Here is a 14618-nt window from a genome sequence, read left to right as displayed (position 1 = left end):
TTTATTTGTTATTTTATATTTCTACTTTATAATTATAGAAAAGATAGGAAAGGAGAAATTAGTATGAAAGATACATTAAAAATTACAAATACACTAGCTGATGAAACTAGATACTCCATCTATCAATATATAGTAAAAGAAAAGAAACAAGTCAACGTACAAGAAATCGCAGATGAATTTAGCATACATCCAAATGTTGCAAGACTACACTTAACAAAATTAAACGACTCTAAACTAGTTTCCTCCGAATTAGAAAATAATAAAAAAGGTGGTCGACCTGCCAGAATATATTTCCCTGCAGAAGAACCGATCTATTTAAGTTTCCCTAAACAAGAAAATCATTTGTTATTACAATGGCTGTTAGAGTTAGTCGATTCCATGGGAGACGATGCGCTTACAAAAGCTAAAGACATTAGTTATCAACACGGGCAAACAATTATCAAGCATATTTCTTCTACTACACAAACCTTTGAAGGTAAAATGGAGCTTTTCAAGGAAGCTGCAAATGCAATTGGGTATATACCTCAAATTACGGAAAATGAAGGTAAAAAAGTCATCACTTTTTCTATTTACAATTGTCCATATAAAAACCAGTTACATAAACACCCTGCACTCGTTTGTTCCTTGCATGAATCATTTTTAAAAGGACAATTCGATGCCCTGTTTCCAACGAATAATTTTGTGCAAATAGAAAGTATGCAAAATCATTGTAACAATTGCGTATATCAAATAGAAGTTCTATAATGAAGCTATAGATGAATCATAATTGTGACAATCCGATGTATATTCATAAGTGATGTGCAATAATCAGTTTACAGTTGTCGACATAATCATCTATAATGAATGAGAGAATATTTGTGTCGTTGCAAAAGGAGGGACTACAAATGGGCAATATGTATAAAGTGATGGCTTTCTGGACAGGGATTTTTGCAGTTTTCTTTTATTTAGGTGGTATGTCAGAAGCTTCTCTACTATTTTTAGCAAATACGGGATTATTCCTTCTTTTAGGGTTTTTAAACCTTTCGGAACGTATGTATATGTACATCTTCGGAGCTTACTTAATGTTCTTCTTCGCAGGTTTTACATACTACACTACTTTTATGCACGTACCAGGCGCTGGACATTAATCGTCCAAATGAAAAAGCAGCTCAAGTTGAGCTGCTTTTTTCTTATTCTTACTAGTATACTTCTTACTCTGGAGCACCAGAGTGTCACAAACCTATACTATATTCCACTACTGAGCCTGAACTTATTAAAATCCATTTAAAAATGGATTGGATTCCATTTCATCTTCGATTGTCGTTGCCGGCCCATGACCAGGATAAATAATTGTAGACTCTGGTAAAGTTAAAAGCTTCGTATGAATGGATTTCATTAATTCTGCTTGATTTCCACTTGGTAAGTCTGTACGCCCGATACTGTTTTGAAACAGAGTATCTCCGACTATCGCAAATTCTGCTTCTGCAAAGTAATAGGTAATACTTCCAGGAGAATGTCCTGGCGTATGCAATAATTGCATAGCAAAATTGCCGATTGTTAAATTTAATTCATTTTCTAATATAATATCAGCTTCCTTGCAAACGATCGAAGGAATTTCTGCATACTTTGCAGAACCATTTTTTGAAGGATCGACCAACCATTTCTTTTCTGCTGTATGAATATACACAGGTATACGAAAAGCATTTCTTACATCCTCTACTGCTCCAATATGATCGAAATGGGCATGTGTTAAAAGAATAGCAAGTGGCTTCAAATTCAACCTGCGGAGTTCGCTTACTATTTTTTCTCCTTCCCCTCCTGGATCAAAAATTAAGCATTCTTTTTCCGCATTCGAAATAATATAACAGTTTGTTTGAATAAATCCTAGTGGATATGTACGTACATTTAACATTTAAATCACCTCATTCTTAGTTTAAACGATAATCCATCTGTTGTTCAACGTTTCGCCACTTTTTTCACTCGACAAATTTAGAGAATACAATTACAATAGAAGAGGAATATGTAAAGCGACATTCATTTTCTGATGTCGAAAGGAGTGTCTTTCATGAACTTATTAATGGTTATTTTTGGACTAGTTACAGTTTTAGCTGTAATCGGCACTTTCCAAGCTTTCAAAGAAAAGAATGTGCTAGGAGTTCTATTTAACTTTGGTACTTTTGCAGTTTTTGGCTTCTTTACAGTCATGACTATTTTGAACCAAGGCTTTCCACCAAGTTTACACTAAAACGTACATGAAAAAAGCTGTCATACTATATGTATGGCAGCTTTTTTCTATTCTTTCAACTCTAACCAAACCTGTTCTTGGAATGGATCTAATTGAATCCAATTTTCTTTTTCATATCCACCAAGACAAACCGCTCCATTCGGAGAACAGTCGATTGGCCCATCACCTAATTCACCAAATTGCTTTGTCCCATCTAGTGAAAAGCTAGAAAGTACACTTTTATCTGTAAACTCATCCTTATTACCAGACTTCTTCGATTGAAGGATCATTAACTTATCTGGCTGAATGATAGACATATTCGGCATAACCCATTCTGAATAATTGCTAACAGCAGGAGAGGTCCATTCATATACCCGATTCTTCTCCTTCTCTTCTAATCGATATTCAAATTGGTCCTGTTGTTCGTTTATAGTTACATAAAGCATGCTTTCCCCTAAATTTTGAACATCTAATAGATGATTCCAATTAGTTACTTCCAGAACCTCATCCTTTATGGAATACAATAATAATTCACTTCCATCCAGACTACTTTCATTCCATTTAAACACCATTAAACGATTGTCATCATACCATTTGATAAATGGGTTATCCACTTCGATTGTTTTCAAATTTTGGGTTGTTCCGTCATAAATAAACGTATCATATGTCCAATCTTCGTAAAAAGTCGAGAATGCGATTAGATTTGGATTTTCCGGGTTCCAATTCATATAAATTTCGGCAGATTCGAAAAGTAAACTTTGCAATACATACCCATCCTTATGTAATAAAAGAACTTCTGCAGAGGAGGAATTACTTGATGTATGTAAAAGAATCATTTCTTTACCCGGATGAATTTCACCTTGAATAATTGGGGTCTTTGTTGCATAGATACTTTTCCATGTCTCCGTTGATAATGTATAAGATTGAACCGTCCACTCTCCATTTTCCATTAAAATGAAAAGTATTTCATCATCTGACAACCATCCAATAACACTATGGAAGACAGAACGCTCTAATTGTAGGATCGGAATCTTTTTAGAGGGAGCAATTTCAACATCAGATGGAGAAGATTGTGGTGCTTCTACATTACCTGTAGAATCTGGAATTTCAATTTGAATATCTTTTTCTTTACACGCTTGCAAAAAAAATATGCACAAAATTAGTATGACAACCCTCTTCAATATACTCCCCCCTTCACCTATTTCTGTATACTAAAATCATGCTCACATCATTAGACGTCTTAGCTTGCTATTTGTTTCACAAAAAAAGCACAGACGACAGATGTCTGTGCTTTTTCTTATGGATTTTTTGGTTCTGTCTGATCTAATAACAGATTACCTGTTTTTAAATCGTAGAATCTGAGTAAATCCCCATTAATAATTTGGTCAGAGTAGCCGAGTTCTTGTGTAGTCCGATCTATATATGGCTGACAGCTATCGATGGCGATTTCTTCCCCAGTAGCATTGTCATAACAAGCATTATTGGCAAATACCAGCTTATCCGTAACAAATCCACCATTTCGGAAAATAACGAAATCTTCATGTTCATTAGAAAATACATCTGCACCTAATTGCATGTCTTTAGCAGTTTCTACACCAAGCAAATGCAAAATAGTCGGTCGAATATCTATTTGACCAGCAGTCTCTGTAATTTCTCCGCCTTTTCCACTATTCGGAATATGAACAAAGAATGGTACACGTTGTAACTTTGCAGATTCATATGGTGTAATTTCTTTTTCCAAATATTGAGACATTGCTTTATTATGATTTTCAGAAATACCATAATGATCTCCATACATTACGATAATGGAATTATCATATAACCCTTGTTCTTTCAATTCGTCAAATAATGTTTTCAAAGCCTCATCCATGTAACGAACAGATTGAAAATACTTATTTAGCGTTCGTGAATTAGAATCATATGGAGGTATTAATTGATCCTCTTTATCTAAGTCAAATGGATAATGATTCGTTAATGTGATTAAACGTGAATAAAAGGGCTGCGGCATTTCCTTCATATGTCTAACGGATTGCTCAAAGAATGGAATATCTTTCATTCCCCAGTTTACCGCATCTCCTTCGTTTACTACATAACTGTTCACATCATAATACTTTTGAATGGAAAGTGCTTGATACATCATATCACGATTCCAGAAACTCTTATTATTCGGATGCATTACATTCGTAAAATAACCTTGCTCATTCAAGCTCTCAGACATCGAATGAAATTTATTTCCACTATGCGTAAAAAATACAGCTCCCCCACTTAAAGGGTAAAGGGAATTTTCTACTAGGAATTCAGAATCGGATGTTTTTCCTAAACCAGTCTGATGGTAGAAATTTGAAAAGTAAAATGTATCTTTATCTTGTGTTAATGAATTTAAAAACGGAGTTACTTCATGCCCATTCATATCATTATTAATCACAAAGTTTTGTAATGATTCCATAGAAATGACGATTAAATTACGGCCCTTTGCAAGACCGAACATTTCTGCGTTTGGTTCTGCTTGATTCGAACGAACATAGTTATTTACTTCAACAAGCTCACTTCCATCAGCAAGCGCTCGCTGTGCGTGCGATTTAGATTGGATATACAAATCATACAAATGATAATTGTATGAGCCAATGTTTTTTACTAACATTTCACGGTCGAAACTTCTTGTTAACAATTGTGGTCTTTCGATTTCAGATAAACCTAAGTTCAGAAACAATATTGCTGCCGTTAACACAAAGTATGCTCTTCTTACAGTAGGTTTAATAACAGACGTTGCTTCTCTAATTTTTAACCATTTCATTGCAATAATTATTACTACTACATCTGTGAAGTAAAAAATATCCGACCAATAAATGCTCTCTGCTGCCGATGTACCAAGATCTCCAAAATTACTTGTTTGGAATAATACCGGTAGAGTAATGAAATCTGTAAAGAATCGATAAAATACAGCATTTGCATATAGCACTACAGAAAGAATTATACTTGTAACTAAGATATATCTATTTTTCGTTTTAGGATTTTTAAAAAACAAAGAAATTCCATAAATAAACAATATAAAACTGAGCGGGTTTATAAATAGTATTACTTGTTGCATTATATTCTCGATTTTCATATCAAAGCTCGTGTGGTAAACAATATAGGTTTTTATCCATGTGGCCACAATAGCTAAAACAAGAATAGAATGTGTTGGCCAGTTTTTCTTTCTCACGCCTACATCCTCCCCTTTTTTCACTCTTTAAAAATATGTAAAGTCACAGAGTATATCTTAATACTTTCTTCACAATAAATCAACAATAATGGATAGGATTAATGTTATTATATAATGTGTCTCCTATTCTTATCCCTTCTTATATAGACGGTTGTACAATCAATAAAGTTTCATTTTTTTACAAAAAATAAAAAAACGACAGATATCCTGTGTATCTGCCGTTGCTATTTCTTATATTTGCTTTGTTCCTGTCTTAATAAAAGTAAAGCTAATTGGTATTCTTTCACTTCAATCATTTGCATGCGATAAAGCTCTTTTATTTCCTCTTCCATCATTTCTAAATCAGCTAATCGATCTTTTGTGTATACAAAAATACCAAAACGTTTTAATAATTGCGTAACGTCATATACTGAATTCATCTTATACTTCCTTTATGCGATTCTGTTTACAAGGAATTGTTCCTTTATTTGTTATAATTTTATCAACTGGTAGATCAAACATCTCTGTTTCCACTTGATCCACTATTTGAAAATCAAATGCTAAAGAGATTGTTTGTCCTGTATAATTGGTTAAAAAGCGGTCATAGTACCCCCCACCGTAGCCAATACGATAACCTGTTTCACTATACACAACACCGGGTACAATAAGCAAGTCGATGTCTGCAGGTAAAACAGCTTCCGTTAAATCAGGATTTGGTTCCAACAGCTTCATATAAACTGTTTCTAATTGGTCATAGTTGTCGATTTTATAAAAAGTCATAGAACGATCTTTAGGGTTGCATTTGGGAACAACAACAGTTTTACCTAGTTCCCATATACGCTTTATAATACCATCCGTATTTACTTCTGGAAAAGCAGAAATAGTAATCCCAATAATAAATGCATTCTGCATACTTTCTTCTATAAAAAGACGATTTTCAATTTCTGTTGAGTAGATAAAATAGGACTCCTGATTTAAAGATGCTAATCGGATTTTCATATCATTTCTTAGCATTGTTTTTGACAAGTTATTCCCTCCAAACAATAGAAAAAAACCAAAACCGCATTTGGTTTTGGTTTAAGTTATTATTTCGTTTCTCTATGAAGAGTTGATTTCTTTTCACGTGAGCAATATTTTTTAAGTTCAAGACGTTCTGGATTGTTACGCTTGTTTTTCTTAGAAATATAGTTGCGCTCTCCGCAATCTGTACAAGCTAATGTAATATTAACGCGCATGGTTGTCCCTCCCACTCTTTGCCAGGATTAAATATAAAACTTGAGCATGATTTATACGACTAATCAATTATAGCATATTATCCAAGAAAATCTACAATTAACACAATAAATTATTCAAAGTTTTTTTGTATATGGTAGTATTAAATAAGAATTTTAGTATAGAGGTGAATGCAATGGATTTTTCTGTCATCATTATGATTATAGGTATATTATTGATCGTCCTGTCCTTTTTATTGAAGGATTCCAGCAAAAAAGTAGAAGCTGAGGTGGAAGAACTTTCTTTCTCCTTGTATCAAGAAACAAGTGCATTAAAACGAAGATTAAAAGTTATCGAAGAAGAATTATTGATCGAATCAACGAAAATCACAAGCCCTAAAAAAAATACAAAAAAACCAGTCGTGCATGAAATTATCAAAAATCAAATTCTTGAATTATACAAGCAAGGCTATTCATTAAAAGAAATTAGCAGTCGCTCCTCTCTTACTGTAGAAGAAGTACAATCAGTGATCGGTGGTGGTAAAAGATGAATAAGGCAACAATCCGTTTTCTCGGGATTGGATTATTCTTAGCCGGTGCAGCATTTCAAATACAGCTCATGGTAGGTGAGGACGACCAAGCAAAAGATGAAATTACACCTCAAGCATACAAACAAGCACAAACAGAATTAAAAAATGTTAAGAACCAATTAGCCCAACTACAACTCGATTTAGAAAATGCTCAAAACGAACAATCGGCTCCTGAAATGGAAAAAAAGGTAGAAACTATGGACAATCCCTCTCATGAAGCAACAAATACCGTGCTACATATCCAATCAGGTATGACATCAAGGGATATTAGTACATCCTTAGAAGAAGCAGGAATTATACAAAATAAACAGGATTTCGAAGATTATTTAGTCGCTCAAGATCTATCCAGTAAAATTCAAATCGGGCAATATGAACTTACTCCAACTATGACAATCAAACAAATCGCGGAAATAATCACCAAGTAAAATGACTCTCCTCTAAAGAAAAGATAAAGGCTTATAGTATAACCTGACGAAAGCCACCACCTGGGTACGAAAATCATTGCGGAGATAAATTTACCTTCTTTTGAATTCAATATTTAAAAAGCACAGGTCCCTTATTGACAAGGACTCTGTGCTTTTCTTTTAATTATTTAGCTCGTAATGCTTTCCTTTTAGTAAATACAGTAGACGCTCCGCTAAATTTGTTGCATGATCGGCTGATCTCTCTAAATAACGACAAACAAATGATAGTTGTGTGACTTGACTAAGCTGCTCTGGTTTTTTTACTCCCACATTTAAAAGTGTTCGAATAGCATGCCCGTACAACTCATCCACTTCATCGTCTTGTTTCGCAATTTTCTTAGCATCCTCCATATTTTCATGGATAAACGCATCTAATATTTGCTTTAACATTGAAATTGTCTTAACTCGCATCTCATCCAATAAATGAATTGGCTCAATATGTTCATCTTTTCCAATACGAATTGTTTCTTTTGCTATATTAACTGCATAATCACCAATACGCTCCATATCAGACGCTATTTTTACAAGCACCATCAATCTTCTTAAATCAGTTGCAACTGGTTGCTGCTTTGCAATTAATAAAATGACACGGTCATTAATCTCCTCTTCCATATGGTTAATATGAATATCGTTATTAATGACTGTTAAGGCACCTTCAATATCATTTCCTAATAGATAATCCATCGATTTATCCAATGTATCTATAGCGGTATTACTCAACTCCAATAACAAGTCTTGTACTTTTCGTAACTCTGCATCGAATTTTTCTCTTCCTACCATCTTCCATTTACCCCTTTCCTTATCCGAAACGACCTGAAATATAATCTTCTGTACGCTTATCTTCAGGCGTTGAAAAAATAACATCTGTGTTATCAAATTCTACTACTTCCCCATTTAAAAAGAATGCAGTTTTATCGGAGATACGAGCAGCTTGTTGCATATTATGTGTAACAATTATGATGGAATAATCTGCTTTTAGTTCTTGAATAAGTTCTTCTACTTTTAAAGTTGAAATAGGATCAAGCGCTGATGTAGGTTCATCCATTAGGATAACATCTGGTTCGATTGCCAAGCAACGCGCTATACAAATACGTTGTTGTTGTCCACCGGATAGACTGTAAGCATTTGTCTGAAGGCGATCCTTTACTTCATCCCATATCGCTGCTCCACGCAAGCTTTTTTCCACAATTTGATCTAATATCTTTTTGTTTTTAATTCCATGGATTCTTGGACCATATGCAATATTATCGTAAATAGATTTTGGAAATGGATTTGGCTTCTGGAACACCATCCCTACTTTTGTGCGCAACTCTTCCACACCATAATCATTATCGAAAATATTTCGTTCACGATATAAAATTTGTCCTGAAGTTTTTACTGTTGGTACTAATTCTACCATACGATTTAGTGTTTTAATATAGGTTGATTTTCCACAGCCTGATGGCCCGATGATCGCAGTTACTTCATTTTCTTTGATTTGCAAGTTAATGTCTTTCAATGCATGGTGATTCCCATACCATAAATTTAACTGCTTTGTATTATAAACGATAATGGATGCACCATTTAACGTATTTGACCCTTTTTCTAACGATTGTACCATTATACTTCCCCCTAGTTAAGTTAATACCTTTTTGAGAATTTGTTACGAATAAATATAGCAATCGAGTTCATGATCAATAAAAAGATCATTAAAACAAGTATTCCTGCAGCAGCTACAAATTGGAAATCCTGCTGCGGACGTTTTGCCCAATCGTATATTTGCATAGGCAATGCGGTGAATTGGCTTAGTAATCCAGTCGGAAGGAACTGAATTATAACAGGAATCCCTATTACAATCAGTGGTGCTGTTTCTCCTACCGCTCTTGAAAGTGCCAAAATTGCACCTGTTAATATCCCAGGAATTGCAGATGGCAATACAATTTTTACAACTGTTTGCCACTTAGTAGCGCCCATTCCATAAGACGCTTCTCTGACATCGTTTGGTACAGCTCTAATTGCTTCTTGGGACGCAACAATAATAACTGGAAGTATTAACAAACTCATTGTAAATCCTGCCGCTAATACACTATTTCCTAGTGACAAAGCTCGGACAAAAATTGTCAAACCAAGTAATCCGAATACAACTGAAGGTACACCGGCAAGGTTAGAGATATTCATTCGAATAAAATCACTTAATTTATTTTTCTTCGCATATTCTTCCAAGTAAATAGCAGTTCCAACTCCTAAAATAATAGATACTGGAGCTACTACAAACATTAACCAAATAGAACCAATAAGCGCTGCTTTAATTCCTGCTTTTGCAGGAAAACGAGAACTAAAGTTTTGGAAAAATTCTGGTGTTAAATAACCGACACCTTGTGTAATAATTCGATAAAACAATATAGCTAATGTAAGTAACGCGAATAATGTAGCAAAAAAGAAAATTACTTTAAAAACTTTATTAATAGTGAGACGACTCATCATTCTTTTTACAACTGATTCATGATTTATATATTTCATTTTAATATTCCTCCCGATATTTTTTCGAAATAGCGTGAGCAATAAGGTTCATCACCAGTGTAAATAAGAACAATGTAAAACCAACAGAGTAAATTGAATAGTAAATTGTGGTTCCATAGCCCGCATCACCAGAAGAAACCTGCACAATATAGGCAGTCATTGTTTGAATGGATCCTGTTACATCAAAATCAAATTTTGGCGTAGAACCACCAGCAAGCGAAACAATCATTGTTTCTCCAATTGCTCGTGAGATGGCAAGTACAACAGAAGCAACAATTCCTGATAAAGCGGCTGGAACTACTACTTTTAGCGCTACTTCCAATTTAGTTGACCCCATCGCAAGTGCACCTTCACGAATTGAATTTGGTACAGATGACATTGCATCTTCCGATAATGACGCAATCATTGGTAAAATCATTATTCCAACAACAATACCTGGACTTAATGCATTGAATATTTTTAAATCTGGAATAAATTGTTGCAATAACGGCGTTACAAATGTTAAGGCAAAGAAACCATAAACAATTGTCGGAATTCCAGCTAATACTTCTAAAATTGGTTTAATAATTCTTCTTGTAGTGTCAGAAGCATATTCACTTAGGAATATAGCGGAACCAATACCAAACGGCACTGCCACTATTACCGCTATAATCGTTACCTTTAATGTTCCAGCGATTAATGGAAGAATTCCAAAAGCAGGTTCCTTATTAGCAAATGGATACCATTCTGTGCCGAATAAGAAGCTAAACACAGGAATATCTTTAAAGAAAATTATTGTCTCGACAATCAAAGTTAAAACAATTCCGATTGTCGTTAATACAGAAATAGAAGCAATTATGAACAAAATAATTGGTATTAATTTTTCTACCAGTTGTTTTTGCTTTTTATTGCTTGATTTTGCAATTAGCTCTTGCACTGATGGTTGATCAGTTACTTGTTTTTGAGCCACGGTGAATCCCCCTTTTACCAAAACGTAAGAAAAGAGTAGCAGTTATGCTACTCATTCACTTACACCCGGTTTACCTGTAAACTTATTTTAAACCTTCTAAAGTAGATAGACCTTCTTCATACTTTTCAGCTGGAAGACTTACATATCCAACTGCTTCAGCCATCTCACCTGCATTTTCAAGTGAATATTTCATGAAATCATAGAATGCTGGATTTTCAGAAAGTGCTTTATTACTTGCATAAACGAATAATGGACGTGATAGTGGAGAGTATTCTCCAGATTCAATTGTTTCGTTGTTAGGTTCTACCCCACCAATTTTTACAGCTTTTAAAGTATCTTGGTTAGCTAAGTAGTAAGCATAACCAAAGAATGCGATTGCATTTTTATCAGCTTGTACACCTTGTACTAATACGTTATCATCTTCAGAAAGAGTTGCCGATTTAACAAGATCTTCTCCATCAAGAATTACTTCATCAAAGTAATCATATGTTCCTGAATCTGTACCTGGTGAATAGAATACTACTTCTTCTGCTGGCCATTCTGGGTTAATATCAGACCACTTTTTAGCAGTTCCATCTTCGATCCATAATTTTTTAAGATCTTCTACTGTCATATCTTCCACCCAGTCGTTTTCTTGGCTAACTACTACTGTTAAACCGTCATTCGCTAGTTGAAATTCAGTGAAGTCAATACCTGCATCTGCAAGTGCCGTAGCTTCTTCTTCTTTAATAGGACGTGATGCGTTAGAGAAATCAGTTTCGCCCGCGATAAATTTTTCAAAACCACCACCAGTTCCAGATACACCAGCTGTTACTTGAACTTTAGGTTGTACTCCTGCATATTCTTCAACAAGTGCTTCTGTAATTGGTGCTACTGTACTTGAACCGTCACCAGATACTGTTCCTTCAATTGCAGCTTCTTCAGCTGCAGGAGTTTCTGTTTCTGTTCCTGCTTCTGATGCTGTTTCTTCAGTAGGAGTTTCTTCCGTTGTCTCTGTGTCAGAGTCATCTCCACATGCCGCAAGCGCAAGCGCTGAGCCAATCATTGTCGTCATCATTAAATATTTCCAGCTTTTCATCAGGTAAATCCCCCTAAAATTATGTTTTTCTTTTCTTTCTTACAAAAACTACTTTAAAGGTTTCATGTTGAGTCGGTATGAATGTAATGTAAAGCTTTTGTAAACTACACGAAAAAATGATTAAAAACTAAAAAAACCGGCCAGCCTATTCTATTAATAGGCTGGTCGGTTTTTTTGAATATCATTCGGCATTTTTTTCATCAATTGAATCGTTTGTGTATGGAGCTTTAATGAGTGGTGTTGCTGAAGACTCATTTTCTTTTAACTCATTATTTTTTTGTTTTATCTCAAAATATTTGTCAACTAATTCTCGAGCTATTGGAGTTAAAAAGTTAGTTTTGTAACTAGACTCTAATGATGCCTGTGGAACGACAATCGCATATGCTATTTCTGGATTATCAAATGGAGCGAATCCAATATGAGTTAAATTGACAGTATTAAAACTTTTTCTTAATTTAGGATCTGTATAAAAAGATTGTGCTGTCCCTGTTTTACCAGCAGCAGTATAAGGGGCACTGGCAAAAGCAGACCGAGCAGATCCTTTATTACCAAAATATACTCGTTGCATCCCTTGACGGACACGTTCAATTTCTGCCCTTGTATTATCTACTGTATTCAATATATTTGGTGTCATCTCTTTCACAATTTTCCCTAGCTGCACCCCATCAACAGACGGTTCTCTAATTTCTTTCACTACATGAGGCTGAATTCGATTTCCTCCGTTTGCAAGCGTTGCAACAAATTGAGCCAGTTGCAAAGGGGTGTACGTATCATACTGACCAATACTTAAGTCGAGTAGTTTCCCCATTTCTAAACCGCCCACTACTCCTGACACTTCTCCTGGTAAATCAATACCTGTTGGAACACCAAGTCCTAATTGCGCATAGCCGTTACGCATTTTCTGAAATGCTTCTGGTCCAAAATTTATCCCTTGATTTGGTTGATAAGTTCTACCAGCTACACGATATGCAATTTGAAACATATAAGAGTTGGAAGAACGCTCAATTGCTTCTAAATCATTCAGTGGGATTCTGCCATATCGGTTAAACACGGAACTTTTTGGGTTAGAGCCTTTTATACGTATGGGTTGATCTACTAATACGTCTCCAGGAGACAATGCATTTTCGCGATATCCTGTAAGTACTGTACCGGGTTTTATAGTAGAACCGACTTCATATGCTGTTGTAAAAGCTGCAAACGCATAATCTCGTACAGTCTGTTTCCCTGTTTCGGAGTCTTTCACAATTTGCTTTCCTACCATTGTCAAGACTTCTCCTGTGTATGGATCTAGCATGACCAAAAATGCTCTGTCTAAATATGTTGTTCCCTTATTTTTATTTTTCATTTCTACTAATTTTTTTTCTAATATTGCCTCCATTTCAGTTTGGAGTTCACTATCTATTGTTAATACGAGATCCTTTCCAGGCTCTCCTTCATAAACAGTTTGGATGTCAACGACACGACCTTTTCCGTCAGTGATATTTTTGACAACACTTTTTTGTCCTTGTAGTACTTCCTCATACTGCTGTTCAATATAACTTTTTCCGACACGATCATTACGAGAATAGTCTCTCGATAAGAAATAATCTAAACGGTTTTTAGGTATCCCTTCTTTGGGTAAGGTGGTCGTACCTAAGATAGCAAGTGTAGAGTTTTTAACTCTTCTCCAATCTGTTGTGGTATTGACCCCTTTTAAATCTCCTAAACGTTCGGATACTCGTGCAAATTCTTCTACAGTAACTTCTTCTGAAATTTGACCAGGTTTAAGTGCTTTGTTAGCTACGTCTCCCCCTTTAATAATTTGTGGGGATAATGCGTACCCAGAAGCCATTTCTCGATAAATCGCAATTATTTCTAACTCTTCTGGTGTGAATGAATTCAATTGTTCTTCCGAGATTTTGCTTCGTATTAACCGATTAATCTCAGCATTTTTTTCTTTTTTCGACAAGTCTTCGTCATTTTCAATTTTATTGCGCTCTTTAGTTGTTACTAAATCATTCGCTTCTTCACTATGTTTAAATAACCAAAAATCTTGTAAGTCACTTTTTGTTATTGCATTTATATCCTTTTCGATAAGCAAGCTTAGATCTTCTGCTATTTCATACATATCTTTAGCGGTAGTTGTTTGCATTTTGGTGTATGTAATTGCTTTTTGTGGTTTATTGTCTACTAAAATTCTACCTTCACTATCAAAAATTCGTCCTCGAGGTACACTAGTATTGACCGGGACTTCTTCTGTTCTTTGTAAATCTCTCGAATAATTTTCGCCTTTTACTATTTGTAAATAACCTAGACGCAAAATTAAGATCGTAAAAAGTATGAATATCGAAAAGAAAAGTATATTCATACGAAAAGTAATATTAGCTCGTTGTTTCGCTTTTACACTTTGTGCACGTTTGTTTGGGATTTTTCGCATAAGTTCACCTATCTTCATTATTAACCT

At 34.8% G+C, this 14618-nt stretch carries 17 protein-coding genes; 5 read left to right on the top strand and 12 right to left on the bottom strand.

Annotated features, from left to right (window positions below):
* Positions 1-63 precede the first annotated feature (63 nt).
* Entirely contained in the window at positions 64-744 is a 681-nt protein-coding gene (locus tag ACIP9W_RS02190) for a helix-turn-helix transcriptional regulator (protein ID WP_400785558.1), read from the top strand.
* A gap of 140 nt (positions 745-884) precedes the next feature.
* Positions 885-1127 carry a DUF2626 family protein gene (locus tag ACIP9W_RS02185; protein WP_142538403.1) on the top strand — a complete coding sequence of 81 codons (243 nt, stop codon included), beginning with the start codon at positions 885-887 and terminating at the stop codon, positions 1125-1127.
* A gap of 125 nt (positions 1128-1252) precedes the next feature.
* Here the strand turns inward: ACIP9W_RS02185 and ACIP9W_RS02180 are convergent, their stop codons facing one another.
* Positions 1253-1891 (bottom strand): MBL fold metallo-hydrolase, encoded by a 639-nt coding sequence (locus ACIP9W_RS02180; RefSeq protein WP_400785556.1) that lies wholly within the window; start codon positions 1889-1891, stop codon positions 1253-1255.
* 153 nt (positions 1892-2044) lie between these two features.
* On the opposite strand from ACIP9W_RS02180, the gene ACIP9W_RS02175 reads away from it, so the two are divergent.
* Entirely contained in the window at positions 2045-2224 is a 180-nt protein-coding gene (locus ACIP9W_RS02175) for a DUF2759 domain-containing protein (RefSeq protein WP_142538338.1), read from the top strand.
* Between the two features lie 47 nt (positions 2225-2271).
* Here the strand turns inward: ACIP9W_RS02175 and ACIP9W_RS02170 are convergent, their stop codons facing one another.
* The 5 genes from ACIP9W_RS02170 to rpmG all read right to left on the bottom strand — a co-directional run bounded on the left by ACIP9W_RS02170 (position 2272) and on the right by rpmG (position 6619).
* On the bottom strand, positions 2272-3384 hold the full coding sequence (locus ACIP9W_RS02170) for a YqgU-like beta propeller domain-containing protein (protein WP_400785554.1): 1113 nt from the start codon (positions 3382-3384) through the stop codon (positions 2272-2274).
* Between the two features lie 116 nt (positions 3385-3500).
* Positions 3501-5405: an LTA synthase family protein gene (locus ACIP9W_RS02165; protein ID WP_400785552.1), complete on the bottom strand. Its 1905-nt coding sequence runs from the start codon at positions 5403-5405 to the stop codon at positions 3501-3503.
* Positions 5406-5629: 224 nt separating this feature from the next.
* Positions 5630-5824, bottom strand: a complete 195-nt coding sequence (locus ACIP9W_RS02160; protein ID WP_400785550.1) for a YqgQ family protein — start codon at positions 5822-5824, stop codon at positions 5630-5632.
* Between the two features lies 1 nt (position 5825).
* Positions 5826-6398: a 5-formyltetrahydrofolate cyclo-ligase gene (locus tag ACIP9W_RS02155; RefSeq protein WP_400785945.1), complete on the bottom strand. Its 573-nt coding sequence runs from the start codon at positions 6396-6398 to the stop codon at positions 5826-5828.
* A gap of 71 nt (positions 6399-6469) precedes the next feature.
* Complete coding sequence (rpmG, locus tag ACIP9W_RS02150) at positions 6470-6619, bottom strand: 50S ribosomal protein L33 (RefSeq protein WP_093265860.1); 150 nt, start codon at positions 6617-6619, stop codon at positions 6470-6472.
* A gap of 173 nt (positions 6620-6792) precedes the next feature.
* Here rpmG and ACIP9W_RS02145 point away from each other — a divergent pair, with 173 nt between their 5' ends.
* Positions 6793-7146, top strand: coding sequence for a hypothetical protein (locus ACIP9W_RS02145; RefSeq protein WP_400785548.1), 354 nt, complete (start codon positions 6793-6795; stop codon positions 7144-7146).
* The gene (locus ACIP9W_RS02140) at positions 7143-7610 is read left to right on the top strand and encodes an endolytic transglycosylase MltG (RefSeq protein ID WP_400785546.1); all 468 of its coding nucleotides are present in this window, start codon (positions 7143-7145) and stop codon (positions 7608-7610) included. Before ACIP9W_RS02145 ends, ACIP9W_RS02140 begins: the two co-directional genes overlap by 4 nt.
* 159 nt (positions 7611-7769) lie before the next feature.
* Here ACIP9W_RS02140 and phoU read toward each other — a convergent pair whose 3' ends face one another.
* The 6 genes from phoU to ACIP9W_RS02110 form a co-directional block, all read right to left on the bottom strand.
* The gene (phoU, locus tag ACIP9W_RS02135; RefSeq protein ID WP_142538332.1) at positions 7770-8429 is read right to left on the bottom strand and encodes a phosphate signaling complex protein PhoU; all 660 of its coding nucleotides are present in this window, start codon (positions 8427-8429) and stop codon (positions 7770-7772) included.
* A gap of 19 nt (positions 8430-8448) precedes the next feature.
* Positions 8449-9249 (bottom strand): phosphate ABC transporter ATP-binding protein PstB, encoded by an 801-nt coding sequence (gene pstB / locus ACIP9W_RS02130; RefSeq protein WP_400785544.1) that lies wholly within the window; start codon positions 9247-9249, stop codon positions 8449-8451.
* A 20-nt stretch (positions 9250-9269) separates the two neighbouring features.
* Positions 9270-10148, bottom strand: a complete 879-nt coding sequence (gene pstA, locus ACIP9W_RS02125; RefSeq protein WP_400785542.1) for a phosphate ABC transporter permease PstA — start codon at positions 10146-10148, stop codon at positions 9270-9272.
* A 1-nt stretch (position 10149) separates the two neighbouring features.
* A complete protein-coding gene (gene pstC, locus ACIP9W_RS02120; RefSeq protein WP_400785540.1) occupies positions 10150-11097 on the bottom strand; it encodes a phosphate ABC transporter permease subunit PstC in 948 nt (315 codons plus the stop codon).
* 82 nt (positions 11098-11179) lie between these two features.
* Positions 11180-12175 (bottom strand): PstS family phosphate ABC transporter substrate-binding protein, encoded by a 996-nt coding sequence (locus tag ACIP9W_RS02115; RefSeq protein ID WP_142538328.1) that lies wholly within the window; start codon positions 12173-12175, stop codon positions 11180-11182.
* 181 nt (positions 12176-12356) lie between these two features.
* On the bottom strand, positions 12357-14591 hold the full coding sequence (locus tag ACIP9W_RS02110; RefSeq protein ID WP_400785538.1) for a peptidoglycan D,D-transpeptidase FtsI family protein: 2235 nt from the start codon (positions 14589-14591) through the stop codon (positions 12357-12359).
* Between the last annotated feature and the right edge of the window lie 27 nt (positions 14592-14618).

This window comes from Psychrobacillus sp. NPDC093180 (genome assembly GCF_044754065.1).
In the GTDB taxonomy this organism is placed as follows: domain Bacteria; phylum Bacillota; class Bacilli; order Bacillales_A; family Planococcaceae; genus Psychrobacillus.
The sequence above is the reverse complement of the archived record's forward strand: the minus strand, read 5'-3'. Positions and strand labels throughout refer to the sequence as shown.

Excerpts from the sequence above, each read along its gene's own strand:
- ACIP9W_RS02160 (WP_400785550.1), bottom strand. The coding sequence starts at position 5,824 with ATGAATTCAGTATATGACGTTACGCAATTATTAAAACGTTTTGGTATT.
- ACIP9W_RS02145 (WP_400785548.1), top strand. The coding sequence starts at position 6,793 with ATGGATTTTTCTGTCATCATTATGATTATAGGTATATTATTGATCGTC.
- ACIP9W_RS02190 (WP_400785558.1), top strand. The coding sequence starts at position 64 with ATGAAAGATACATTAAAAATTACAAATACACTAGCTGATGAAACTAGA.
- pstA (WP_400785542.1), bottom strand. The coding sequence starts at position 10,148 with ATGAAATATATAAATCATGAATCAGTTGTAAAAAGAATGATGAGTCGT.
- ACIP9W_RS02110 (WP_400785538.1), bottom strand. The coding sequence starts at position 14,591 with ATGCGAAAAATCCCAAACAAACGTGCACAAAGTGTAAAAGCGAAACAA.
- ACIP9W_RS02115 (WP_142538328.1), bottom strand. The coding sequence starts at position 12,175 with ATGAAAAGCTGGAAATATTTAATGATGACGACAATGATTGGCTCAGCG.
- rpmG (WP_093265860.1), bottom strand. The coding sequence starts at position 6,619 with ATGCGCGTTAATATTACATTAGCTTGTACAGATTGCGGAGAGCGCAAC.
- ACIP9W_RS02140 (WP_400785546.1), top strand. The coding sequence starts at position 7,143 with ATGAATAAGGCAACAATCCGTTTTCTCGGGATTGGATTATTCTTAGCC.
- pstB (WP_400785544.1), bottom strand. The coding sequence starts at position 9,249 with ATGGTACAATCGTTAGAAAAAGGGTCAAATACGTTAAATGGTGCATCC.
- ACIP9W_RS02155 (WP_400785945.1), bottom strand. The coding sequence starts at position 6,398 with ATGCTAAGAAATGATATGAAAATCCGATTAGCATCTTTAAATCAGGAG.
- ACIP9W_RS02180 (WP_400785556.1), bottom strand. The coding sequence starts at position 1,891 with ATGTTAAATGTACGTACATATCCACTAGGATTTATTCAAACAAACTGT.
- ACIP9W_RS02185 (WP_142538403.1), top strand. The coding sequence starts at position 885 with ATGGGCAATATGTATAAAGTGATGGCTTTCTGGACAGGGATTTTTGCA.
- ACIP9W_RS02175 (WP_142538338.1), top strand. The coding sequence starts at position 2,045 with ATGAACTTATTAATGGTTATTTTTGGACTAGTTACAGTTTTAGCTGTA.
- phoU (WP_142538332.1), bottom strand. The coding sequence starts at position 8,429 with ATGGTAGGAAGAGAAAAATTCGATGCAGAGTTACGAAAAGTACAAGAC.